This window comes from Paenibacillus sp. MCAF9, assembly GCF_052114265.1.
Classification (GTDB): domain Bacteria; phylum Bacillota; class Bacilli; order Paenibacillales; family Paenibacillaceae; genus Pristimantibacillus.
In genome coordinates this window covers 37480-61044 of the sequence record NZ_JBFREL010000035.1, presented here as the reverse complement: position 1 = coordinate 61044, position 23565 = coordinate 37480, and the positions used below count along the sequence as shown (strand labels likewise).

Here is a 23565-nt window from a genome sequence, read left to right as displayed (position 1 = left end):
CAACACCCCAACACCCCAACACCCCAACACCCCAACACCCCAACACCCCAACACCCCAACACCCCAACACCCCAAGCCCCCAAGCCCCCAAGCCCCCAAGCCCCCAAGCCCCCAAGCCCCCACCACCCCCAACTAAAACAAGTATCGATGCTGAGCTCGATACACTCCAGTTACTCTTCATTCGATGAGCGAGGTGGCATATGACTGAAAAAACTCCCGTCAATTCGAGTACATCCCCTCCTTAGAGTAGATGTTGTCGAATAAGCGGGAGTTTTTTAGTAAACCGATATGAAGTTTGTCACTAATGAGACTAGTGAAAGCTATTCTTGTTAGTTTTCCTGTGAGGTGGATGCTTACTTTTAGTGCTTTATTGTGTGTAAATGCGCTCACAGCTGAATGGGACTTCTTCCGTAAAAGTAACTCAAATGCTAAGTAGAAGTGCTAATGTTGACTATTTGAACGTTAGTTGCCGCCTGGTATGAACTTTTTCAACCAAGTTCCAAAGCTGGATGGATTGCGAGTTTGGATCAGAACGACACCTTCACCGCGGAAGCGGCATACGAGACCTTCGCCGCTCGTAATGCTGGATAACCAGCCTTTAGACGCTTTTTCTATCGTATAGTTCATATAGCCCGGCCAAGCAACTAAATGACCGTTATCGATGATGACTTCTTCGCCGTGGCTCAAGTTTAGAGCATGGATCGCGCCATATGAGGAGAGAAACACCGTACCTCGGCCGCTGATTTCTACAATAAAGAAACCTTCACCCGATAAGAGTCCCTTGCCTAGGTTTTGCATTTTGGTATTGACTTCTATGCCGCTGGTGCCAGCTAAGAAACCATCCTTTTGCACATAAAGCTTATAGGAGCCGTCGAGTTCAATCGCTTCAATATCTCCGAGTGAAGGAGGGGCAAGGTGGACTTCACCTTGACCCCGATTTGCAGTCATCTCTTGGAAAAAGAACGTCTCTCCGCTTAACATTCTACCGAGTCCGCGCATAAACCCGCCGTCTGTTGTCCCTTTAAGATCGATGGTAGGGGACATGGACACCATTGCACCCATTTCGGCTTTTACGCTCTCACCCGGATTGAGCTTCACCTTCAGCATGGCAAAGGCGCCTTTATAAAAAATATCATAGTTCATGAGTTAACCTCCTCAAAGGTTTTACCTAAGCAATATCTACTTCGCATCCATCGCATCAAGCTCGCGATGTAAAACTACACTTCGCATCCATCGCATCAAGCTCGCGATGTAAAACTACGCTTCGCCTCCATCGCATTAAGCTCACAATGTAAACGAAGCCTCGTATATTCCATTTAGTCAAGCGGAGGCTGTGTAACACCCTCACGCTCTGCTTGTCTGCGATGAGCCATCCGACTTGCTGCCGATGCAGCGATAGCCCCAACGATATCGTCCAAAAACGTATGGATTTCTCCGTCGGTTTTGTCGTTCAGCTTGACCAAAATGCCGGGCTTCAGCTTATCGACATATCCGAAATTCGTAAACCCGATGCTTCCATACACGTTGACAATGGACAATGCCAAAATTTCATCGCATCCATAAAGACTCTCGTCATGCTTGATCATATCCTGCAGTGGAGCCATAAGCTTGCCTTCCTCGGCGAGGATATCAAGCTGGATGCCGGTCAAAACAGCATTTTGCACCTCGCGCTTCGATAGGACGGCATCAATATGGACGATACAATCCTCAGGCGTTAAGCCAGGGAAATAGTCTTTTTGCAAAAAATGTACGAGCTCGGCGATAGCCAGCTTTGTTACTCCGCGTTTGAGGAGCCATTCGTCTGTAGCCTCAGCCACTTTGCGGCTGTTGAGGCTATAAGTTTCGGGATTGGACATGTTTTTGTTCCCCCTTAGGATTTTATGGACAAAACTGGTCTAAAAAAGGGAAGGGCTCGTATACATAGTACTACAAATAAGGAGTTGTACAAAGCCGCTAGGCAAAACTTGATTAGGGAGGAAAGGTCAATATGATTCAAAAAAGATGGATTAGGGGTGCTGTACTTTCGGGGGTTCTCGTGCTGCCCATTCTTACTTCGGGTTGTGGTCTGTTTTCCAAGCAGACAAGCCAATCAATCGATCCGCCGCAGGTTGAGGTTAAGGATGGAGTAGAAGGTGCAGAAACTGGACAGGCAATCGGAGTTGGTGAAGAAGCGCAAATGACAGTATACCTTGAAGATCGTAACGGTTATTTGGCTCCAATCTCACTTCAGACCTCGCTCGGAGCGAATGAGCAAGCCGCACAAAAGGCGCTGGAAATGATGGTCGAGAATGGCGCGTACGCGAATCAGCTGCCTGAGGATTTTCGCGCAGTAATCCCGCAAGGCACTCAAATTAAATCGTACAAATACGATAAAGAGCAAAAGCTTGCTAAAGTAGAATTTTCTGAGCCGTTCAGTGACTACAATCCACAGGACGAACGTACTATCGTTGAAGCGATCACTTGGACTCTAACAGCTATGCCAGGGATTGAAGGCGTGGAAATTTGGTATGAAGGCGCTAAGCTGCCAGAAATGCCACAAGACGGCTTCCCGCTTGACAATACGCTGACACGTTCGGTGGGCATTAATATCGAAGCGGCAGACGGTGTGAATTATGCGCAATCAACGCCTGTAACGCTGTACTTCTCCGCTCAAACGTTAAATGACGAACAATATTATGTGCCCGTTACAAGACTAGTCGCTCGCTCGGAGACTCCGACGAAAGCAGCGCTGGAACAGCTCATTTCGGGTCCGCTTAACAAAAAAGAGTTGACCAGTGTAATCATTCCGGATGTACAAGTGAAGGATGTTGTACAAGAAGGTGATGTTGTCACTGTAGATTTGCAGGACGAGGGGTATCAGCAAGGTCAGAAGCTTCCGACCGAAATGCTTCAGGCACTCGTTCTTTCAATCACTGAAAATACAAAAGCATCAACGGTTCAAATTAAAGTAAATGGAGAATCTAACTTTACGGACGAAGCGAACAATTCCTACAGCGAGCCTGTTGGCAGACCGCATCACGTAAATGCTATTAAGTCATAAGAGATAACTCCGGAATGTACAAAGAGGCCGATCAAAAGTGAACGCTTTTGAAAAGCCTCTTTTGTGCATTTATTAGCATGTATTAGGTCTGAATGGTTTATTTTAACCTGATGCAAGCATGTAAAAAACTTCCACTGAAAAGCTGAATGGGTACAATCATGACCGCTTCACTTTTCTTTTTCACGGGCAGCGGATGCAATTCACAGGTTACTTTGTTAAAATAGGAAAGATTGCAGGATGGGATACTTTTGTTTTCTAATCGAAAAACGCTAGCACTCAGGAGGAAATTAGAATGAGAAACGATGGTCGGCAACCGAACCAGCTTCGGCCGGTAACCATAACGACAGGTGTCAATAAATACGCAGAAGGATCGGTTCTCATCGAGGTTGGAGAGACGAAGGTCATTTGTACAGCGAGCGTGGAGGATAGAGTACCTCCATTTATGAAAGGGCAAGGCAAAGGCTGGATTACAGCTGAATATGCAATGCTGCCTCGCGCAACACATACACGCAATATTCGTGAAGCGGCTAAAGGTAAGCTGACAGGACGGACGATGGAAATTCAGCGCCTCATTGGCCGTGCTTTGCGTTCGGTCATTGATTTGCAAGCACTAGGCGAGCGGACTATTACGCTTGATTGCGATGTCATTCAAGCCGATGGCGGTACTCGTACGACATCTATTACGGGTGCGTTTATCGCGCTTTCCATTGCAATTAACAAAATTTCCGAGAAGGTTCAATTTGCAAAATATCCGATTACAGATTTTTTGGCGTCGGTAAGTGTAGGCGTCATCCAAGAGAGAGCGCTGCTGGATCTGAACTACGAGGAAGATTCCAAAGCTAAGGTAGATATGAACGTTGTTATGACGGGCAGCGGCAAGTTTGTTGAGGTGCAAGGAACTGGCGAGGAAGCACCATTTTCGCGCGATGAGCTTAACCAATTGCTACAACTTGGAGAAGAGGGTATTCACGAGTTGATCAGCAAGCAAAAGGATGTTCTCGGTCCTTTGGCGGCGCGAATCGGAGGTTAGTATTCTGATGAAGCATTCCATATTAAATCATGCTGTTATTGTTGTAGCTACAAAAAATGCAGGTAAGGTGAAGGAATTCGCGCATGCGCTTCAGAAGCTTGATAAATCAGTAGAAAGCTTGCTGGATTATCCGCAAATTCCGGATATCGTGGAAGATGGCGATACGTTTGCCGCCAATGCTCGCATCAAAGCTAAGACGACGGGAGACATCCTTGGCGTTCCTGTACTGGCTGATGATTCAGGTTTGCGCGTTGCAGCGCTGAATGGTGATCCAGGCGTCTATTCCGCTCGTTATGCAGGTGAGAATGCGACTGATGGTGAAAACAATGCCAAGCTCATTCAGGAGCTTCATCAACTAGCTGAACATGCAGAACGAGAAGAATTGCAAGACGGGTCCAAAATACTGAGCAAAGCGCAGTTCGTATGCGCGTTAGCGCTGTATGATCCTGCGACCGGTTTGTTTCTGGAATCGGAGGGTACAGTGGATGGCGTTATCACGGATAATCCTCACGGCAATGGAGGCTTCGGTTATGATCCGCTGTTTTGGCTTCCTAGCTTGAATCGCGGGATGGCCGAGCTGTCTAAGGAAGAGAAGCAGCAGATCAGCCATCGCGGCGATGCATTAAGAAAGCTCCTTCCCTTGCTTGAGCAAGCATAATAAGTGAAAAAGCAACCCTATCCACGAGCAGCTGAATGCAGCGGCTTTTAGCGGATGGGGTTGCTTTTTTTGTGATGAGAACAAAAACAATAAGCCTTGTCACCTTATGATATGACGACCTTATATTCCTTCAACCATAAATTCACCTGATACAAATAAGCGAATAGCTGCGGACCGGACATCAATTGACCAAACCAAGGGGTATTCGAGCTTGCAGATTCCGACTCGGTTAGCGCTCTAACCTTTTCTACATTTATTAATGGAAGGATCGGAGAGCTGGAATCGTTCAGTACATCTAACAAAAGCCCTTTGACTGCGGCCAAATAGTTCGGATTATGCGTTTTAGGATAAGGGCTTTTTTTACGAGTCAATACGTCCTCTGGCAATACACCGCGCAGCGCCTTGCGCAATATTCCTTTTTCGCGATCGCCGGATGTTTTGATCTCCCATGGGATATTCCAAACATATTCAACTAACCGATGATCACAGAAAGGGACACGGACCTCAAGGCCCGCTGCCATGCTCATTCGATCCTTGCGGTCTAGAAGCGTTGGCATGAAGCGGGTAATGTTCAAATACGACATTTGCCGCATCTTACGCAGCTGCTCAGATTCGCCATCTAGATGAGGAACCTCTGCTATCGCTTGGGAATAACGATCCCCAATGTAGTCAAGCGGTTTAATCCAAGCGGCAACGTCAGGTGCGAGCAGATCAGCACGCATAACTGAAGCAAGCGACCAAGGGAAGGTATTGGCATTTAAAGCCTCTTCGCGATGAAACCAAGGATAGCCGCCAAAAATTTCATCGGCAGCTTCGCCTGATATTGCTACGGTTGCATCTTTTTTTATTTCATGGCAAAAGAGCAGCAACGAAGCATCAACATCGGCCATGCCCGGAAGATCGCGAGCGAAGGTGGCTGCTTTTAATGCGCCGACCAAATCAGGTGTATCAAACTGTATAGGATGATGAATTGTGCCTAGATGCGTCGTCATTCTTTCGATCCATGGCGCATCACTATTAGGCTGGAAGGCATGTGCCTTAAAATGTTTATCGTTGTCCGCATAATCAACAGAGTACGTGTGGACATTCCCTTGCCCGTTCTCGTTGTAATAATTGACAGCGAGTGTAGTTAGCGCACTGGAATCAAGGCCGCCAGACAGCAGGGTACATACTGGAACGTCTGAAACGAGCTGCCGCTCAACGGTATCTTTTAGCAGCGCTCCTACTTGTTCAGCTGTTTCTTCAATATTTTGCCCATGGGGGCTGCTCTCAAGCTGCCAGTACGTAATCGTCTTCACGCCAGCGTGATTGACAGTCATACACTTGCCAGGTTTAAGCTCATTGATTTGCTTATATACACCATGGCCTGGAGTGCGTGCTGGTCCTAAAATAAAAATCTCAGCAAGCCCTTCCGCTCCAACCTCCGGCTTCACGGCAGGGTGTGCCAATATACATTTTTGTTCGGAGCCAAAAATAAACAAACCGTCCTGTGTGCTATAGAACAGCGGTTTGACGCCAAGCCGATCACGCGCCAGAAATAGTTCTTGCTCTAATACGTTCCATATGGCAAAAGCAAATATTCCGTTAAAACGCTCTACGCAAGACTTGCCCCACTCCATAAAAGCGACCAGCAGCACTTCTGTATCACAATTTGTCGTAAAGATTCTGCCCCTGCTTTCAAGCTCCTTGCGAAGTTCTGGTGCATTATACAATTCCCCGTTATAGACAACGACATATTTGTCGTCGCCGGTATGGCGAATCATTGGCTGTGCCCCGTTCTCCGGATCAATGACGGATAAACGTCGATGGCCTAAAGCGCAATGAGCTGATATCCACGTACCGGAAGCGTCGGGACCGCGCGGTGCAAGGGTGTCTGTCATCTTCTCTAAGCTTTCACTTTGCTTAGTCAGATCACGGTTCCAGTCGATCCAGCCGGTAATTCCACACATTGATCTCATTCCTCTCTTTTGCTGGTCTCAAAGTAGCGATAATATCAGTTATATGCAGAATAAGGGATAAAATGTCTGTCCGACGGGGGATGCTAGAAGTGGCTGTGAAAAGTAATAAATGCAGGAAGGAGTGTGCGATTGATGGCAGAGCAAGAAGCAGGCAGTGAAGAACGTAAGCATTATTTCGTTTCTGTTCAGGCGGGACAAATATTAGAGGATCCGCAGGCAGCAGCGTATGAGCTTGAGATTATAATGAACGAAAATGAGCATACGAAGCTTAGAGAGCTGTTTGATGAGCTGTCCAGCATGGATGAAGCGGAGATGTTTCATTTCTCGTACAGTCCGTTTGGCTCAGCAAGCGATGGCGAAATCAATGCTGGCTACGATCAGTTGATTGAGCGTATTTACAGGCAATTGTATGAGTTAGGAACGGACACGACGAAGCAGCATATCGAATCGATGCAGTTTTTTTAATAAGCGGATAAGTAAGCATGAACAGGGTGTTGCAGAAGCTGAATAACAGCGGCAACATCTTGTTTTTTTTATAAAACAATAAATAAATATAAGATGATTGATACTATAAAAATGAATATGAGTGTTTTTTCTAAATAATATCGCTGCTTTTACGTAATCATTTCTATTATATTGCTGCAAAAAATGATATACTTCTACAAAAAATAGTGGAGGGTTTTCGTTTTGCAAAAGTTAGTTTTTTTTGTCGGAGTAGCGGGGACGGGCAAAACAACGGTAGCTAGAAAGTTGTCTGCTCGCATTCCAGCTGCTTTTCTTGACCGGGATACGATAGGCGGTCGTTTTGTTGAGGCTATATTGGAGTTAAACGGCCTGGATAAAAGAGATCGGGATTCTGATTATTACAAAAAGCATTTGCGTGATTTGGAATATGATACGGCGAAGGACGTATGTATTGAAAATTTGGCTGCTGGTCAAAACGTATTTATGATTTCACCTTTTACGGCAGAACTGAAAAATAAACAGTGGATTGAAGAGGTTGTTGAAGCAGCAGGCCTCACGATGAGTGAGGTAGACGTTAAAGTGGTTGTTGTCACGCTGCTGGATATGGAGCTGCAAAAAAATCGGATCATCGGGCGTCAAACAGAGCGCGATCAGTGGAAACTGGACAACTGGGGCGACTTTGAGAAGCGGATTGAGTTTGTTCCGCAAATCAACTGGGATATTCCTAACTCATCCATCCTCGTGTTTGATAATAGTGGAGAGCTAACGGAAGAGAAAGCCGAGCAATTATTCCAATTTGTTAATGAAAAGCAGGCAACATTATCCGTTTAGTATAATAAGAAAAGGCGGCTTCATTTGGGGAATTTCCCTATGAAGCCGCCTTTTTATTTGTGGTTTTGTGATTCAACGGTTTTCAAAAATGATTTCAAACGCTGGATAAAGGCTTGTGCTGCAGCTTTAGGCTCACGTGCTTTATGTGTAATAATGCCATGCGTTAATAGAAGCTCTTGGTTCAAAGGCAATGACAGCAGCGTACCTGCGGCCACCTCTTTAGCTACATTTGATTCTGGTACGAATGAGATGCCCATTCCGCAAGCAACCGTCTGTTTAATGAGCTCAACACTAGAGAAAGACAAATGATCAGCAAGCTCAACATCAACTTCTCTCAGCATATCGCGTCCATAAGTGTGGTAGATACACTGATCCCCGAAGCTAATGAAGGCGTTGTCGTGCAACGCTTGCCATCCGAGCTGCGCGAAGCGCTCTTCCAGCGCAGGAGCACAGATCAGCAAGAGCTTCTCTTCTATTAAAGGTGCAAATAGAAGGTCGTCACGTTCCGGAGCCTTGGGGACGATGCCGAGGTCAGCGCGATGGTTTACGACTTGTGCGGTAATATCATGCTGCAGACCAGGCGTTAAATGCAGCTTGATCTTGGTGTATTGCTGGAGAAAGCCGGTTAAAAAATGCGGTAGATGAGAGATGGCAMACGACTCTAGAGCTCCAATTCGAACGATACCAGACGGCATGCCAGGCTCCGAGAACGCATCCTGAAGCGAATGTCCAAGCTGGATAAATTGATACGCATAGGGAGCTAGCCGCAAGCCTGCTTCTGTTGGCTCTACGCCGCGAGGCAAACGGTGAAAGAGCTTTTTGCCGCTTGCTGTTTCCAAATGTCGAATATGTGAGGTTACCGTCGATTGAACGTAACCGAGACGATCAGCGGCACCGCTGAAGCTTTTTTCCTCCAGCACAGCAGTAAATGTAATAAAAAAACGTCCTTCCCAAGACTCCAGCATGTTAACTCCCCTTAGGTATCGGAATTTGAAATAGGTTCAATTGTAAACATTCAATTCTCGAATGATTTCTCTTATGATAGCATGATGTCATAATAAGAGAAACGGGGAATGAGAAATGCTGAGAAATAAAAATTGGAAGACGCTGGCGGCAGCGGTTGTTGGCACCATTGTTATCGCACTGCTGCTGACCATGGGCGATTTAATGTCGATTACGCTGATGATGGCTCCATTTGGGGCCAGCTGTGTTATCGTGTTTGTGTTGCCAGATAGTCCGCTTGCCAAAGCCAGAAATGTTGTAGGAGGCCATTTGATCAGCACTGGAGCAGGTCTTGTGATGCTGCATCTCTTCGGAGATTCAACATGGTTCATTGCACTATCTGTTGGATTGTCCATCCTTCTGATGCAGCTCACAAGAACCGTTCATCCACCCGCAGGTGCTGATCCGCTTGTTGTCATGCTAAGCCATGCGGGTTGGTCCTATCTGTTTACTCCGGTCCTATTCGGAGCGGTGCTGATCGCGCTTGCCGCTTATGGTTATAGGAAATTATTAGCGACAAAGTCAGCAGCTTTGAAGTCATAGAAATAAAAAAAGGGCTGATCCAGTTGGTAAATACCGGGATCAGCCTCTTTTAAATAGTTCAGTATATAATAAAAAAACCACCTGAATAGGCGGCGTTAATGGATAATAATATGGCGTCCCGGAAGAGATTCGAACTCCCGACCGACGCCTTAGAAGGGCGTTGCTCTATCCAGCTGAGCTACCGGGACACAAGAAATAATATAGCACACATCATTAAATTATTGCAAGCACTTTTTTGAATTTATATTCTTTTTATTATAAAATAAGATTTATGAGTTGTCGGAATACTACATTTGTTTTTTCTTTTGATTGTACATGGTATAATCGTACGCAAGATTGTCCGAATGAACAAAAGGCGCGACCATAAGGCGGTGTTATCATTACAACTCCCAATGACACACAAGGCGACAACAAGGATAACGTTTACTTGTTCCCTAGCATGCTGGACCATTATCAGGTACAGTTAACCCGTATGCTGGAAGCGGAACAATACGGGGAGGCCAAGGAGTTGCTGCGCTTTTTGCTGCAATGCCAGGGCGAGGATGCTCGCCATTATGAAGAGTGGGACAGCTTACTTACGTGGCTTGACATGGCTTTTCCTGGAGAAGGAAATGATGGAGAAGATTCGGGATTCCTATCGGCCAAGCGAGAGAAGGAAGAGGACGAGGCGACTATGCGCGAGCAGCTTCTTAATCCTCCTGATCAAGATGAAGCTTATGTGAACCAAGTGCTCTACATCATGCAAAATCATCCGATGATCGATCAGCAAATTCTTGCTCTTGAACGCGCTGCTTATATTCAGACTCCAGAAGTGGATGATTCCATTAAAAATTGGCTGGTAACCCAGCAGGTTCACCCTGTCGTTCAGTTTAAGGCACTGCAATGCTTGCGCAAGCGAGGAGCTGCCGGTTTACTGACACTGGAGAGACTTGGTGAAACCGTAGAGCTTGATTTGGAAGCGACGCCTCTTTCTATGGATGAATTCCCTTCACCAATTATTAGGATATTGGAGCGAACAGAGCAGGTTGCCGAGGTCGATGATCCCACATTGCCGCATTTTGCTAGAGAGCTTTGGAAGGAAAGTTTACAGTTTTTGTATGGTACGGCTGCTTATCATTGGATGTTGAGAGAAGACGAGGATACAGTTGATTATTTTGCAGCTGCGCTGCATTTGACGCTGCTTCTTACCGTTTACGGCTCGGCAAACGATGACGATATTCGTGATACATACGGCATTACCGAAGGTTTAAGGTTCCGTTATGAGCAAGCATGCAAGGCGCTTAGACAGGTTGCCGTTTTGCAGCAATCGGGAGAAGATGAGCCAGAGTCTTGATAATCTGGGCTAGCTTGTTTATAATAGAATGGTTTATGAAACGTGATAACTACTGATGCATGAGCATTTTCGGAGGGGAAGGCATAAAATGAAAGCAACTTGGGAAAAAATAGACAAGAACATCGTGTCGATCGACGTGGAGGTAGGGGCGGAGAAAGTCACTGTTGCTCTTGATCAAGCATTTAAGAAAGTCGTTCAAAAAGTAAACGTACCTGGATTCCGTAAAGGTAAAGTGCCTCGCGGCATGTTCGAATCCCGTTTCGGTATTGAGAGCCTGTACCAGGATGCAATTGACATTCTGTTGCCAGATGCTTATTCCGATGCGATCAAAGAAACTAATCTTGAGCCGGTTGACCGTCCTGAGATTGAAGTTGAGCAATTCGCAAAAGGCGAAACATTCAAATTCAAAGCAAAAGTTATCGTTAAGCCAGAAGTTACACTTGGTGAATACAAAGGCTTGGAAGTTGAATCCGTTGTTTCTGAAGTTACAGAAGAGGAAATCGCAGCTGAACTTGAGCGTTTGCAACAGCGTCATGCTGAGCTTACTGTTGTTGAAGAGGGCGCAGCGGCTAACGGCGACATCACAGTTATCGATTTCGACGGTTATGTAGACGGCGAAGCGTTTGAAGGCGGAGCAAGCGAGCGTTATTCACTAGAGCTTGGTTCGAATTCCTTTATTCCAGGTTTCGAAGAGCAAGTGGTTGGCATGCAAATCGGAGATTTCAAGGACATTGAAGTTAATTTCCCTGAGAGCTACCATGCAGAGCACCTTGCAGGCAAACCAGCTGTTTTCAAAGTGAAGCTTCACGAAATCAAACGCAAAAGCTTGCCAACGCTAGACGATGAGTTTGCAAAAGACGTAAGCGAGTTCGATACGCTTGAAGAGTACAAGCAGGATCTCGTTAGCAAACTAAAAGAGCGCAAAGATCAAGAAGGCGAACAAGCTCGCGAAACAGCAGTTGTTGACAAAGCTACGGCTGCAGCAGATGTTGAAATTCCAGAGCCAATGATCGTGACTGAAACGGATTACATGATCAAAGATTTCGAAAACCGTCTTAAAATGCAAGGCATGAACATGGACCTATACTTCCAATTCTCCGGTCAAAACGAATCTGTTCTTCGCGATCAAATGCGCGCAGATGCTGAGAAACGCGTTCGCAACAACCTTGTGCTTGATGCAATTGCTAAAGCAGAAAACATCGTTGCTGACGACGAAGATTTGAACGAAGAGCTTGAGAAGCTGTCCAAATCATACAACCGTCCTTCTGCTGAGCTTCGCGACATTTTTGAGAAAAACGGAAATCTTAGCAACTTGCAGGAAGATATTGCACTTCGCAAAACAATTAAGTTCTTGCTTGAAAACAGCAAAGCTGTTTAATAGCCACATACGAATAATTGAATAAATGCTTCACTCAGGATAAGGCACGTCGTTGATACGTGCCTTATTTTGACCCTACATATGGAAATGTGCTTGTTTTGGAGGCTAAACTCCGTACATATCGAACGGCCGGCGTCGTATAATGTATTAGTGGAAAAATGACATGAATACGATGACGTGTTACAATAAGTAAGTAACCAAAGTCATAAACGAAAAGAGGTTGGTCGCATGAATCTAGTACCGATCGTAGTCGAACAAACGAATCGCGGGGAACGTTCTTACGATATTTACTCCCGTTTGCTGAAGGACCGTATCATTTTCCTTGGGAGCGCAATCGATGATGATGTTGCAAACTCCATCATTGCACAGCTGCTGTTTCTGGCGGCCGACGACCCAGAGAAAGACATTCATCTATACATTAACTCTCCCGGCGGCTCCGTGACTGCGGGAATGGGTATTTTTGATACGATGCAATATATTAAGCCTGAGGTGTCCACGATTTGTATGGGCATGGCAGCAAGCATGGGTTCGCTGCTTCTTACAGCGGGCGCGAAGGGCAAGCGTTTTGCGCTTCCTAACGCTGAGGTTATGATCCATCAACCACTTGGCGGCGTACGCGGTCAAGCATCTGATATCAAAATCCATGCTGATTGGATTTTGAAAACGAAACAAAAGCTAAACCAAATTTACGTAGACCGCACCGGACAGCCTTATGAAAAAATCGACCGAGATACCGACCGTGACAACTTCATGAGCGCGGAAGAGGCTCTTGCCTACGGTTTGATTGACAAGGTGATTACAGCACCGGTATCGACGATTTAATCGAAGGGGTGATTACATGTTTAAATTCAACGACGAAAAAGGCCAGTTGAAATGTTCTTTCTGCGGCAAATCGCAGGATCAAGTACGTAAATTGGTTGCCGGTCCTGGCGTCTATATATGCGATGAGTGCATTGAGCTTTGTACCGAAATTGTTGAGGAAGAACTCGGCAATGAGGAAGAGCTTGATCTTAAGGATATTCCGAAACCGAAAGATATCCGGGCTATTCTGGATTCTTATGTCATCGGTCAAGAGTTTGCGAAAAAATCGTTGTCTGTAGCGGTTTATAACCATTACAAACGGATTAATTCCGGAAGCAAAATCGAAGACGTAGAATTGCAAAAGAGTAACATTTTGCTGCTAGGTCCTACGGGCTCAGGTAAAACGCTGCTAGCTCAAACGATGGCTAAAATTTTGAATGTTCCATTTGCAATTGCAGATGCAACTTCGCTAACAGAAGCAGGTTATGTGGGCGAAGACGTTGAGAACATTTTGCTTAAGCTCATTCAAGCTGCCGATTATGATGTGGAAAAAGCGGAACGCGGCATTATTTATATCGATGAGATCGATAAAGTAGCTCGCAAATCGGAAAACCCATCCATTACGCGCGATGTTTCTGGCGAAGGTGTTCAGCAAGCATTGCTCAAAATATTGGAAGGTACAGTTGCATCCGTTCCTCCGCAAGGTGGACGCAAGCATCCGCATCAAGAATTCATTCAAATCGATACAACGAATATTTTGTTCATTTGCGGCGGCGCATTCGATGGCCTCGAATCATTGATCAAACGTCGTATCGGTAAGAAAGTAATCGGCTTTAGCTCTACAGGCGAATTGCAGAAGGATCTTAAAGCTGGTGAATACCTCACGATGGTATTGCCAGAGGATCTGCTCAAATTCGGTTTGATTCCGGAGTTTGTAGGCCGTCTGCCTATCATTTCGACGCTTGAGCCGCTTGATGAGCCTGCACTCGTTCGGATTTTATCCGAGCCGAAGAATGCGCTTGTGAAGCAATACCAGAAGCTGCTTGAAATGGACAATGTGAAGCTTGATTTCGAACCGGCTGCACTTGATGCAATCGCGAAAGAAGCAATCAAGCGCAACACCGGAGCTCGCGGCTTGCGTGCGATTATTGAAAGCATTATGCTGGAAGTTATGTACGAGGTACCATCACGCGATGATCTAAGTACATGTCTAATCACAGAGCAAACCGTTCAAGAAAAAATCATGCCTGAGCTTACCGCTAAGAAAAGCAAGAAGAAAGAAGAGAGTGCGTAAGCCAGCACTCCAATATAAGAAGCTATAAGTTCAGGCTTATAACTAAACTTATATATGACCGCGAAACGAGCTGTTTCCGCTACATTGTAATGGAATGGAAGCAGCCGTTTTCGCTTGACTACCGTCATTGTTTCCACCCAGCCGCGCGGTTTCAAAAACCGCCAGTCAAAGGGTGGACTTTGCCGTTCATGGGAGAGATAAGCTTATGTACTTACGTCAAGATACGGTACCGGTTAAAGTCGGCAATCTAACGATTGGCGGCAGTAACGAAGTGATTATTCAAAGTATGTGTACGACGAAGACTGCTGATGTCGAAGCTACTGTTGCGGAAATACTAGGGCTTGAAGAAGCTGGCTGCCAGCTTGTCCGGGTTACTGTCAACAACAAGGAAGCGGCGGAAGCGATTAAGGAAATCAAGAAACGCATTCATATTCCGCTAGTTGCGGATATTCATTTTGACTATCGCTTGGCACTGCTAGCTATCGAGAACGGCATCGACAAAGTACGGATTAATCCGGGCAATATCGGTCGCCGCGAACGTGTAGAAGCGGTTGTTAAGGCTTGTAAGGAAAAAGGCATTCCGATCCGAATTGGCGTCAACGCCGGTTCATTAGAAAATCATCTGTTAGAAAAGTACGGTTACCCGACGCCGGAAGCAATGGTAGAGAGCGCGTTGTTCCATATCGGTATTTTGGAGGAGCTCGATTTCCACGATATTATCGTATCTCTCAAAGCATCGGATGTTCCGATGGCCATTGCTGCGTACTCGATGGCGGCAAAAGTCATTAAGTATCCGCTCCACCTAGGCATTACAGAAGCTGGAACGCTGCACACAGGCACGATAAAGAGCTCCGCTGGTATTGGTGCTTTGCTCGCACTTGGCATTGGCAACACGCTGCGTATCAGCCTTAGCGCTGACACAGTAGAGGAAGTCAAGGTTGCCCGTGAGCTTCTTAAAACCTTTGGTCTAATTACAAATGCTGCAACACTCGTTTCCTGTCCTACTTGCGGTCGTCTAGATATCGATCTGTTTTCGATTGCAAATGAGGTAGAAGATTATATTTCAAAAATTAAAGTGCCAATCAAAGTTTCTGTGCTTGGTTGTGCGGTCAATGGTCCAGGCGAGGCTCGTGAAGCGGATATCGGTATCGCTGGCGCTAGAGGCGAGGGCATGCTTTTCCGTTACGGGGAGCTTATTCGCAAGGTGCCAGAAGCTGAATTGCTGTCTGAGCTAAAGAAGGAAATTGACGAAATCGTACGCGTTTTTGAAGCGACGGGTGAAATACCTGGCCGCAAGCATCATACACCTGCATAATCATTTATGAAAAGGTTTATTTACGTCAATTGCAGACGTGAGTAAGCCTTTTTTTGTTGATAAAAAGGAGGGAAGTTTTGTTTAACGCTTCCTATGATGAATGTGATGGTAGGCTTATATTGTACTTTATACATTACGTGATAATAGGATATTCCTCTAAGTAACGAGCTTCGCTAAAGTAATTTCCCCTTTCCCAACCCGAGGTTTCAAAATAAAGAGAATTGCTTGTGAAAAATAACAGCATTTACGGTTATTACCACATCGTAGAGGCAATACTATTTTATACGCATGTTTATAAAGGTTAGCTATGTACATTGAAATCAACGAAGCAGGTCTAAGTTCTTCTCTTAAGCCTTCATGTAGTTGCATGATTAGCTAGAAAGGTATGAAAATGAAGCAAGATAATTAATTATTATTTCCATTTAAGGATTATATTCCTGCGGAAATGATCGTCACTATTCAAATGGATACAGCCGTTTACGCTTGAAATATAAGAATGAAAATAGCTGATCATTTTCATAAAAAGCTTATATTTCTACGCGAAACGAGCTTTCACCATTTCATCGGCTACAGCCGTTTACGCTTGAAATATAAGGATGAAAATAGATGATTATTTTCATAAGAATCTTATATTTCTACGCGAAACGAGCTTTCACCATTTCATCGGCTACAGCCGTTTACGCTTGAAAGGAGCGGATTACTAATGAGTTTAAGTGTTGTATTAATGTTGATTCAAGTGTTTTTTGCAGTTGTTATCGGCTTGTATTTCTGGAATTTGCTGCGCAATCAGAAGACGAACCGCTCGGCCGTTGATCGCGAGTCTCGCAAAGAGATGGACAAGCTCAGAAAGCTTAGGAGTGTATCGCTTACGAAGCCCTTATCGGAGAAGACAAGGCCGCAAGCGATGCAGGACATCGTTGGCCAGCGTGACGGTCTGCGTGCCTTAAAGGCTGCGCTGTGCAGCGCAAACCCGCAGCATGTTATCATTTATGGTCCTCCAGGTGTCGGGAAGACCGCTGCGGCGCGTGTCGTGCTGGAGGAAGCCAAAAAAAATCCTTCCTCGCCGTTTTTGCCTGAGGCAAAATTTACAGAGATCGATGCGACAACCGCTAGGTTTGATGAGCGCGGAATAGCTGATCCGTTAATCGGCTCGGTTCATGATCCAATTTATCAAGGTGCAGGTGCGATGGGTGTAGCAGGTATCCCTCAACCTAAGCCAGGCGCTGTGACGAAGGCGCATGGCGGGATCTTGTTTATTGACGAAATAGGTGAATTGCATCCGATTCAAATGAATAAATTGTTAAAGGTACTGGAAGATCGCAAAGTGTTTCTGGAGAGCGCGTATTATAATTCGGAGGATTCGAATATACCGGTGTATATTCATGATATTTTCCAAAACGGCCTGCCTGCAGATTTCCGTCTAGTCGGTGCAACAACGCGGTCGCCGCAGGAAATTCCGCCAGCAATCCGTTCGCGCTGCATGGAGGTGTTTTTTCGTCCGCTGCTTGCTGAAGAAATTGGTTTAGTGGCTGAAAACGCAGTGAAAAAAATCGGCTTTGCACCTTGTCCTGAAGCGATCGATGTCGTCAAGCGATATGCGACGAACGGACGTGAAGCTGTTAACGTCATTCAACTGGCTGCGGGTGTAGCTCTATCCGAAAAAAGGGACAGCATCGCTGCAGGCGATATTGAATGGGTTGTAAACAGCAGTCAAATTCCACCGCGCCCTGATCGCAAGGTGCCGGATGTGCCGCAAATCGGTTTCGTAAATGGCCTTGCTGTATATGGTCCAAATATGGGCACGCTGCTCGAAATCGAAGTAAGCGCAATTCCTGCTGCTTCTGGCAAAGGTTTGTTTACAATTACAGGCGTTGTAGACGAGGAGGAGCTTGGCGGAGGATCGCGGACGCTTAGAAGAAAAAGTATGGCAAAGGGTTCAGTCGAAAACGTAATTACGGTTTTGAGACGTATCGGGCTTAATCCGCAGGATTTTGACTTGCATATCAACTTCCCTGGCGGTACGCCGATTGATGGCCCTTCTGCCGGTATTGCGATGGCAACAGCTATTACATCAGCAATAAAAGGCATTCCAATTGACAATAAACTGGCCATGACAGGTGAAGTTGGCATACATGGAAACGTAAAACCTGTTGGCGGCGTATTAGCTAAAGTTGAGGCAGCTTTCCAAGCTGGTGCTAAAACAGTCATTATCCCAAGGGAGAACTGGCAAGCGATTTTTGCAGACTTGGAAGGTCTTAAGGTCATTCCTGTCGAAAAGGTGGAAGAAGTGTTCAAGTTTGTGTTCCCAAATACTGAAGTGTCCCCTGTACGGGTCGAAGCTCCGCTTGGAACCGATCTTTTTATCGCTTCAGCCGTTCCGTATTTGCAGGCTGATTCCGTAGAATGATAAACTAGGGTAGACGTTAACAATTGGAGGTGCTGGTGTGGGACCTAGTAAATCGAAAGGTCGTCGGCTGCCCTTGCTTCCGCTTAGAGGGCTACTCGTTTATCCCAGCATGGTGCTCCACCTTGATGTGGGTAGGGACAAATCGGTTCGAGCGTTAGAACGCTCGATGGTCGAAGATCATATGATATTGCTTTGTTCACAGTCTGAAGTGAACATTGAGGAGCCGACTGAGGAAGATATATATAAAGTTGGCACCATAGCAAAAGTAAGGCAAATGCTGAAGCTGCCTAACGGCACGATCCGTGTGCTGGTGGAAGGCGTATCGCGTGCTGAGATTTTGGATTATTTGCCGAACGACGAGTTTTATGAAGTATCTGTAAAAGAATTGCCGGAGCAGGAGACGGATGATCCAGAAGTCGATGCGCTTATGCGCTCGGTCTTGAACCAATTCGAGCATTATATTTCATTATCGAAGAAGGTTACGCCTGAAACCTATGCGGCGGTTTCCGACATTGATGATCCGGGCCGCCTTGCGGATGTCATTACGAGCCATCTTTCGCTGAAAATCAAGGATAAGCAGGATATTCTTGAAACCGTAGATGTCGGAGCTCGACTAGAGAAGCTGCTCGACATCTTGAACAACGAGCGCGAAGTGCTGGAGCTTGAGCGCAAAATAAACCAACGCGTCAAGAAACAGATGGAAAAGACGCAAAAGGAATATTATTTGCGCGAGCAAATGAAGGCGATCCAGAAAGAGCTCGGAGAGAAGGAAGGCCGTGCTGGCGAGGTCGAGGAGTTGCGTGCGCAGCTGGCCGAGGCAGGCGTGCCTGATCTCGTGAAAGAGAAGATCGAGAAGGAAATTGATCGACTCGAGAAAATGCCGTCCACCTCTGCAGAAGGCGGCGTCATTCGCAATTATATCGATTGGCTGCTTTCTTTGCCTTGGAGCAAAACGACCGAAGATGATTTAAGCCTAAGCAAAGCAGAAGCGATTCTGAATGATGACCATTATGGCCTAGAAAAGCCGAAAGAGCGGGTGCTTGAATATTTGGCGGTTCAGAAGCTAGTCAAGCAGCTAAAGGGTCCAATCCTTTGCTTGGTAGGCCCGCCGGGTGTTGGTAAAACTTCGCTTGCCCGTTCGATTGCCAAATCGCTTGGTCGTAAGTTTGTGCGTATCTCGCTTGGCGGGGTGCGAGACGAAGCGGAGATCCGCGGTCACAGGCGGACTTATGTTGGTGCTATGCCAGGAAGAATTATTCAAGGCATGAAGACAGCAGGTTCTTCAAACCCTGTATTTTTGCTGGATGAGATTGACAAAATGGCGATGGATTTCCGTGGAGATCCAGCTTCAGCGCTTCTTGAAGTGCTCGATCCGGAACAAAACAACACGTTCAGCGATCATTATGTAGAAGTGCCATTTGATCTATCTAATGTGATGTTCGTAACGACCGCGAATGCGATGCACAATATTCCTCGTCCGCTGCTCGATAGGATGGAGGTCTTGTATATTCCAGGATATACGGAGCTTGAGAAGCTGCAAATCGGAAATCGCTATCTGTTGCCGAAGCAGAAAAAGGAACATGGCTTGACCGAGGAACAGCTCATTATTTCGGAAGAGGTATTGCTCCAGCTGATTAGGGAATATACGAGAGAATCCGGCGTTCGTAATTTAGAGCAGCAAATTGCAGCAGTGTGCCGTAAGGCAGCGAAACGATTTGTTGCAAATGAGCAGACAGAATCCACCGAGCCATTTGAAGTTACGAGTGAGGAGCTCAAGGAATTGCTGGGGCCTTCGAAGTTCCGTTATGGCCTAGCTGAGAGCGAGAATCAGATCGGAGCGGTGACTGGTCTTGCGTGGACTGAGGTAGGTGGAGATACGCTTGTCATTGAAGTCACAGTCATGCCGGGTAGCGGAAAACTAACGTTAACTGGTAAACTAGGTGATGTCATGAAGGAATCTGCTCAAGCGGCATTCAGTTACACTCGCTCGAAAGCGATTGAGCTGGGCATTGACCCAAGCTTTCATGAGAAAAATGATATTCATATTCATATTCCGGAGGGTGCGATTCCAAAGGATGGTCCATCAGCCGGCATTACGATTGCAACAGCGCTTATCTCCGCGCTTACAAACCGCTATGTGGATAAGGAAGTAGCGATGACGGGCGAAATTACGCTCAGAGGCCGCGTGCTTCCGATTGGCGGTTTGAAGGAAAAATCGCTGGCAGCGCATCGTGCAGGCATTCGCAAAATATTGTTGCCGAAAGAAAATGAACGGGATTTAGGGGATATTCCCGATAGCGTACGACATGATATGCAATTTTTTCCTGTCAGTCATATGGATGAAGTGCTGCAGCATGCGTTGCTTCCGGTTCAAACGGAAGAGAAAGCAGGTACAACGATTTTATGAAAATTACACAAGCAGAATTCATCATCAGCGCAGTAAAACCACATCAATACCCAGAGGACGCCTTGCCAGAGATAGCTCTGGCAGGGCGTTCGAATGTCGGAAAATCTTCATTGATTAATAAACTTATTTTACGCAAAAACTTAGCTAGAACGAGCTCGCAGCCCGGCAAAACGCAGCAGCTTAATTACTACCGCGTAAATGACCTTATTTATTTGGTTGATTTTCCGGGGTATGGCTATGCTAAGGTTTCCAAAACTCAGCGCTTGCAGTTTGGCGAAATGATCGAACGTTATATCCGTGACCGTGAGCCGCTTAAGCTTCAGCTGCTGGTCATCGATATTCGTCATGAGCCGTCTCTGCTCGATCAGCAAATGTACAAATGGCTGAAGCATTATGAAATCCCAACATGCGTCGTTGCGACCAAGGCGGATAAAATTCCAAAGTCAAAATGGGACAAGCATATTAAAATGATCAAAAAAACGCTTGAAGTCGACCCAAGCGATTCCGTCGTATTATTCTCGTCTGAATTAGGACTTGGACGCGAGCAACTATGGGACATCATAACCGAAGCGATTGCTACATGAGGTAGCAAGACCAGCAAGTTAATCTATAAAGCAGAGGATTTAGTGAAATAGTCGGCTTTCCTCGTGAATTCTTCCGTTATTTTGTGGAATATGCGAGAATATCGGGGATGAACGACAGGAATAAAATGATAAGATCACGTATAATATACTTAAGCAACAAGACCAAAGTTAAAGACCAAAGCGTGCAAGTTCAAAGAATTGAGGAGATTTTTATGGCTAAGCGGCTAGCCACAGAGTATGTAAATGCCAAACTGCAATTGACGAATGAAGAGATGGCTGAGTTTATCCGTTCATTTGAAGAGCAACAAATACACCTTCAGGTGTTGGTGCTTGACAATGGGAATCAGGAGCTCGTTCTCGAAGATGTAGCAGGGAGGGAAGAAGTCCGACTGACCTTTGAACGTCAACAAGACTATTACGTGTGCGTATTATCTTGCCGTCTTGTGCAACCGAGGCTGACCAATGCTATGCGAAAAGCTCTTTCAGCTTTCCGCGGCAACGCGATCGTCAACCGAATCTACAGTCATTATACGATGATCTATCATTATAAGAATGGTTCCGTTCACCAAATTGTCGAAAGCTCGAGCACAGGGGAGCGCATTGTATTCGAATTCAAGGATACACTTGGCCAACTGGAGCGTGTGTTCCAAAGTCGTTTGATCGAGCGGGAAATCGGATTGTTAAGCAATGCAGTCAATGAATTGCTAGATCTTCGCAACCAAACGAAGGATGCTGAAGAAATTAGCAAAATCGATGAGCGTTTAACCGATCTGACTCGCAAGCTCTTCATCCTTGAAGCTTAATACAAGTAGGAAATCTTGATGAAAGAGGCTGCTTTTGCAGCCTCTTTTTTTTGTTTTCAAAATATTGCATCTATGAATTTTGCAACATTTTGCGTGTTTAAGCAGTTAGTATTAGGGTAAGGCAAGTGAATGGCATCTTAGTATTTTTATACAACAAGGGGATGAATAGGAATGAATCAAACCAAACGATTTAAACAGTTTGCTATCGGAATATCATTTGCGATCGCCTTATCTTTAACAGCGTGCAGCAATAAGGATACAGGAGCAGATCTAGTGCCGCCGCCGGCAACAGAGATGCCGAGCAATCAGCCAGAGACAAGTACACCGGCCTCACCGGACACGAAGCCAAGCGTCCCTCCTTCTGAACAGCCTAATGAGCAACCAGGCGGCAAAGGCGCTGAGGAGCCGTCTAGCGGCTCTGAGGCCGGAGAAACGATCAGCTCAGTCTATGCGCTTGCGAAGGAAGGCAAAGTTCCAGGCTCCGATTATGCTGCCCATATCGCATTATATGATGATATAGAGAAAAAATGGGGCAAGCCTGATACCAACGAATCCGCTGGGAAAGGGATGTATGCTGCCTACAAAGATAAAGGGATTACATTTGGATACAACAAAGGCATGCTTGTTTATGATGTAAGATCTTATTCGAAAAAGCTTCAAGGCATTACATTGAAAGACATAGAGATCGCGCTTGGGTCTGCTGATCAAAAAACGGTTAACGGTACGGATGACATTTATACGTATGAGGTCAATAAACAATATCAGCTTAAATTTATTTTGGCTGAAGCAACCGGCAAGGTGGATCACATCTCGGTATACAGTCCGCAGGACGCAAAAAATAATATGGCGGGATGATCGCACAGCCCATTGCGAGATAAGCTTCAACGTCATACATTGAAAACGGGGCTGGCAATGAAAGGTTATTTCCATCCTTTAGAAAAAAAGTATTGCAATTATCCCGGATAGATGTTATTTTTATTCTCGTTGAAAAGATTGTTGAAGTTAATAATAGGAACCAGGATTCACTCAGGACATTGTTATGTTGCGAGAGATTAATCCCTCGAGAAGTGAATGACGTAGGTCCTAGCGGATGAAATTTTTCAAACATTTTATTCCTAGGAAGGGGGAACCGGAAGATGGAATACTCAACTTTCGGAAGACACGTTGCTGTTGATACTTGGGGTGTAGACTTTGATCTACTGAACAGCGCTGAATTTTTGCAATCACACATGGTAGAGGCTGCAGAGGCTTGTGGTGCTACTGTATTGTCGGTTCAAGCCAAACAATTCGATCCTCAAGGCGCAACTGTGCTCGTGCTGCTGTCGGAGAGTCACCTCTCGATTCATACGTATCCTGAGAGAGGTTTTGCTGCGCTTGATTGTTATACTTGCGGCGAAACTGTAGATCCTCAGCTTGCGATCGACTACATGCTCGCTGTACTGAAGCCAAAAGCGACGTATGCGAAGAAGCTTGTACGCGGTATGGGCGAACTGCAAGTAGAAGAGCCAAAAATGAAACAAACTGAGCTCGTTTAAGAGCTTTAAAACTTATTGCTCATAGCGAAATAACCATGGATGGTATCCATGGTTATTTCTTTGTAGTAAAAGGGAATAATGAGTCTGTACTTTTCAAATATTATTCATAAATGAACATTATCTGAATGTTTTACTATGCTATAATTATCGATAACATCAATGCTTGATCGCTTAAAGAGAA

Annotated in this window: 21 protein-coding genes and 1 tRNA gene; 17 read left to right on the top strand and 5 right to left on the bottom strand. The window is 45.7% G+C overall.

Going from position 1 to position 23565, the window contains the following annotated elements; all coding sequences use genetic code 11:
- Positions 1–462 precede the first annotated feature (462 nt).
- Both AB4Z45_RS29235 and AB4Z45_RS29230 read right to left on the bottom strand, forming a co-directional pair.
- The gene (locus AB4Z45_RS29235; protein ID WP_339207825.1) at positions 463–1143 is read right to left on the bottom strand and encodes a TIGR00266 family protein; all 681 of its coding nucleotides are present in this window, start codon (positions 1141–1143) and stop codon (positions 463–465) included.
- A 173-nt stretch (positions 1144–1316) separates the two neighbouring features.
- Positions 1317–1856, bottom strand: coding sequence for a phosphatidylglycerophosphatase A family protein (locus AB4Z45_RS29230; protein WP_076271639.1), 540 nt, complete (start codon positions 1854–1856; stop codon positions 1317–1319).
- 131 nt (positions 1857–1987) lie between these two features.
- Here AB4Z45_RS29230 and AB4Z45_RS29225 point away from each other — a divergent pair, with 131 nt between their 5' ends.
- The 3 genes from AB4Z45_RS29225 (at position 1988) to rdgB (ending at position 4728) form a co-directional block, all read left to right on the top strand.
- Complete coding sequence (locus AB4Z45_RS29225; RefSeq protein WP_441912844.1) at positions 1988–3040, top strand: GerMN domain-containing protein; 1053 nt, start codon at positions 1988–1990, stop codon at positions 3038–3040.
- A gap of 292 nt (positions 3041–3332) precedes the next feature.
- A complete protein-coding gene (rph, locus tag AB4Z45_RS29220) occupies positions 3333–4070 on the top strand; it encodes a ribonuclease PH (RefSeq protein ID WP_076271641.1) in 738 nt (245 codons plus the stop codon).
- 7 nt (positions 4071–4077) lie between these two features.
- Entirely contained in the window at positions 4078–4728 is a 651-nt protein-coding gene (gene rdgB / locus AB4Z45_RS29215; protein ID WP_339207828.1) for an RdgB/HAM1 family non-canonical purine NTP pyrophosphatase, read from the top strand.
- A gap of 104 nt (positions 4729–4832) precedes the next feature.
- Here rdgB and asnB read toward each other — a convergent pair whose 3' ends face one another.
- On the bottom strand, positions 4833–6677 hold the full coding sequence (gene asnB, locus AB4Z45_RS29210) for an asparagine synthase (glutamine-hydrolyzing) (RefSeq protein ID WP_441912843.1): 1845 nt from the start codon (positions 6675–6677) through the stop codon (positions 4833–4835).
- Positions 6678–6818: 141 nt separating this feature from the next.
- Between asnB and AB4Z45_RS29205 the strand changes: the two genes are divergently transcribed.
- Entirely contained in the window at positions 6819–7151 is a 333-nt protein-coding gene (locus tag AB4Z45_RS29205; RefSeq protein ID WP_339207829.1) for a hypothetical protein, read from the top strand.
- A 222-nt stretch (positions 7152–7373) separates the two neighbouring features.
- Positions 7374–7982, top strand: coding sequence for an AAA family ATPase (locus AB4Z45_RS29200; protein WP_076271645.1), 609 nt, complete (start codon positions 7374–7376; stop codon positions 7980–7982).
- 53 nt (positions 7983–8035) lie between these two features.
- On the opposite strand, the gene AB4Z45_RS29195 is transcribed toward AB4Z45_RS29200, so the two are convergent.
- Positions 8036–8947: a LysR family transcriptional regulator gene (locus tag AB4Z45_RS29195; protein ID WP_441912842.1), complete on the bottom strand. Its 912-nt coding sequence runs from the start codon at positions 8945–8947 to the stop codon at positions 8036–8038.
- A 115-nt stretch (positions 8948–9062) separates the two neighbouring features.
- Between AB4Z45_RS29195 and AB4Z45_RS29190 the strand changes: the two genes are divergently transcribed.
- A complete protein-coding gene (locus AB4Z45_RS29190; protein ID WP_441912841.1) occupies positions 9063–9527 on the top strand; it encodes an HPP family protein in 465 nt (154 codons plus the stop codon).
- Between the two features lie 111 nt (positions 9528–9638).
- Here AB4Z45_RS29190 and AB4Z45_RS29185 read toward each other — a convergent pair.
- Positions 9639–9715: transfer RNA gene (locus AB4Z45_RS29185), tRNA-Arg, on the bottom strand.
- Between the two features lie 239 nt (positions 9716–9954).
- On the opposite strand from AB4Z45_RS29185, the gene AB4Z45_RS29180 reads away from it, so the two are divergent.
- The 11 genes from AB4Z45_RS29180 (at position 9955) to speD (ending at position 23384) form a co-directional block, all read left to right on the top strand.
- A complete protein-coding gene (locus tag AB4Z45_RS29180; protein WP_256711093.1) occupies positions 9955–10860 on the top strand; it encodes a hypothetical protein in 906 nt (301 codons plus the stop codon).
- Positions 10861–10948: 88 nt separating this feature from the next.
- Entirely contained in the window at positions 10949–12238 is a 1290-nt protein-coding gene (gene tig, locus AB4Z45_RS29175; RefSeq protein WP_441912840.1) for a trigger factor, read from the top strand.
- Between the two features lie 228 nt (positions 12239–12466).
- The gene (clpP, locus tag AB4Z45_RS29170) at positions 12467–13060 is read left to right on the top strand and encodes an ATP-dependent Clp endopeptidase proteolytic subunit ClpP (protein ID WP_053374767.1); all 594 of its coding nucleotides are present in this window, start codon (positions 12467–12469) and stop codon (positions 13058–13060) included.
- Between the two features lie 16 nt (positions 13061–13076).
- Positions 13077–14333 carry an ATP-dependent protease ATP-binding subunit ClpX gene (clpX, locus tag AB4Z45_RS29165; RefSeq protein ID WP_076271649.1) on the top strand — a complete coding sequence of 419 codons (1257 nt, stop codon included), beginning with the start codon at positions 13077–13079 and terminating at the stop codon, positions 14331–14333.
- Positions 14334–14538: 205 nt separating this feature from the next.
- Positions 14539–15648, top strand: coding sequence for a flavodoxin-dependent (E)-4-hydroxy-3-methylbut-2-enyl-diphosphate synthase (gene ispG, locus AB4Z45_RS29160; RefSeq protein ID WP_076271650.1), 1110 nt, complete (start codon positions 14539–14541; stop codon positions 15646–15648).
- Between the two features lie 703 nt (positions 15649–16351).
- Positions 16352–18055: an ATP-dependent protease LonB gene (gene lonB, locus AB4Z45_RS29155; protein ID WP_441912839.1), complete on the top strand. Its 1704-nt coding sequence runs from the start codon at positions 16352–16354 to the stop codon at positions 18053–18055.
- Between the two features lie 37 nt (positions 18056–18092).
- On the top strand, positions 18093–20462 hold the full coding sequence (lon, locus tag AB4Z45_RS29150) for an endopeptidase La (RefSeq protein ID WP_441912838.1): 2370 nt from the start codon (positions 18093–18095) through the stop codon (positions 20460–20462).
- Positions 20459–21046 (top strand): ribosome biogenesis GTP-binding protein YihA/YsxC, encoded by a 588-nt coding sequence (yihA, locus tag AB4Z45_RS29145; RefSeq protein WP_076271653.1) that lies wholly within the window; start codon positions 20459–20461, stop codon positions 21044–21046. The genes lon and yihA overlap by 4 nt, the downstream gene beginning before the upstream one ends.
- 212 nt (positions 21047–21258) lie before the next feature.
- Positions 21259–21849: a non-ribosomal peptide synthetase module gene (locus AB4Z45_RS29140; protein WP_339207840.1), complete on the top strand. Its 591-nt coding sequence runs from the start codon at positions 21259–21261 to the stop codon at positions 21847–21849.
- A 171-nt stretch (positions 21850–22020) separates the two neighbouring features.
- Positions 22021–22704, top strand: a complete 684-nt coding sequence (locus tag AB4Z45_RS29135) for a DUF4309 domain-containing protein (protein WP_441912837.1) — start codon at positions 22021–22023, stop codon at positions 22702–22704.
- A gap of 281 nt (positions 22705–22985) precedes the next feature.
- The gene (gene speD, locus AB4Z45_RS29130) at positions 22986–23384 is read left to right on the top strand and encodes an adenosylmethionine decarboxylase (RefSeq protein WP_054027216.1); all 399 of its coding nucleotides are present in this window, start codon (positions 22986–22988) and stop codon (positions 23382–23384) included.
- Positions 23385–23565 lie beyond the last annotated feature (181 nt).

What these genes read in the sequence shown, in the direction of transcription:
- AB4Z45_RS29235 (WP_339207825.1), bottom strand. Translation starts at nt 1,143, where the DNA reads ATGAACTATGATATTTTTTATAAAGGCGCCTTTGCCATGCTGAAGGTG.
- AB4Z45_RS29230 (WP_076271639.1), bottom strand. Translation starts at nt 1,856, where the DNA reads ATGTCCAATCCCGAAACTTATAGCCTCAACAGCCGCAAAGTGGCTGAG.
- AB4Z45_RS29225 (WP_441912844.1), top strand. Translation starts at nt 1,988, where the DNA reads ATGATTCAAAAAAGATGGATTAGGGGTGCTGTACTTTCGGGGGTTCTC.
- rph (WP_076271641.1), top strand. Translation starts at nt 3,333, where the DNA reads ATGAGAAACGATGGTCGGCAACCGAACCAGCTTCGGCCGGTAACCATA.
- rdgB (WP_339207828.1), top strand. Translation starts at nt 4,078, where the DNA reads ATGAAGCATTCCATATTAAATCATGCTGTTATTGTTGTAGCTACAAAA.
- asnB (WP_441912843.1), bottom strand. Translation starts at nt 6,677, where the DNA reads ATGTGTGGAATTACCGGCTGGATCGACTGGAACCGTGATCTGACTAAG.
- AB4Z45_RS29205 (WP_339207829.1), top strand. Translation starts at nt 6,819, where the DNA reads ATGGCAGAGCAAGAAGCAGGCAGTGAAGAACGTAAGCATTATTTCGTT.
- AB4Z45_RS29190 (WP_441912841.1), top strand. Translation starts at nt 9,063, where the DNA reads ATGCTGAGAAATAAAAATTGGAAGACGCTGGCGGCAGCGGTTGTTGGC.
- tig (WP_441912840.1), top strand. Translation starts at nt 10,949, where the DNA reads ATGAAAGCAACTTGGGAAAAAATAGACAAGAACATCGTGTCGATCGAC.
- clpP (WP_053374767.1), top strand. Translation starts at nt 12,467, where the DNA reads ATGAATCTAGTACCGATCGTAGTCGAACAAACGAATCGCGGGGAACGT.
- clpX (WP_076271649.1), top strand. Translation starts at nt 13,077, where the DNA reads ATGTTTAAATTCAACGACGAAAAAGGCCAGTTGAAATGTTCTTTCTGC.
- ispG (WP_076271650.1), top strand. Translation starts at nt 14,539, where the DNA reads ATGTACTTACGTCAAGATACGGTACCGGTTAAAGTCGGCAATCTAACG.
- lonB (WP_441912839.1), top strand. Translation starts at nt 16,352, where the DNA reads ATGAGTTTAAGTGTTGTATTAATGTTGATTCAAGTGTTTTTTGCAGTT.
- yihA (WP_076271653.1), top strand. Translation starts at nt 20,459, where the DNA reads ATGAAAATTACACAAGCAGAATTCATCATCAGCGCAGTAAAACCACAT.
- AB4Z45_RS29140 (WP_339207840.1), top strand. Translation starts at nt 21,259, where the DNA reads ATGGCTAAGCGGCTAGCCACAGAGTATGTAAATGCCAAACTGCAATTG.
- AB4Z45_RS29135 (WP_441912837.1), top strand. Translation starts at nt 22,021, where the DNA reads ATGAATCAAACCAAACGATTTAAACAGTTTGCTATCGGAATATCATTT.
- speD (WP_054027216.1), top strand. Translation starts at nt 22,986, where the DNA reads ATGGAATACTCAACTTTCGGAAGACACGTTGCTGTTGATACTTGGGGT.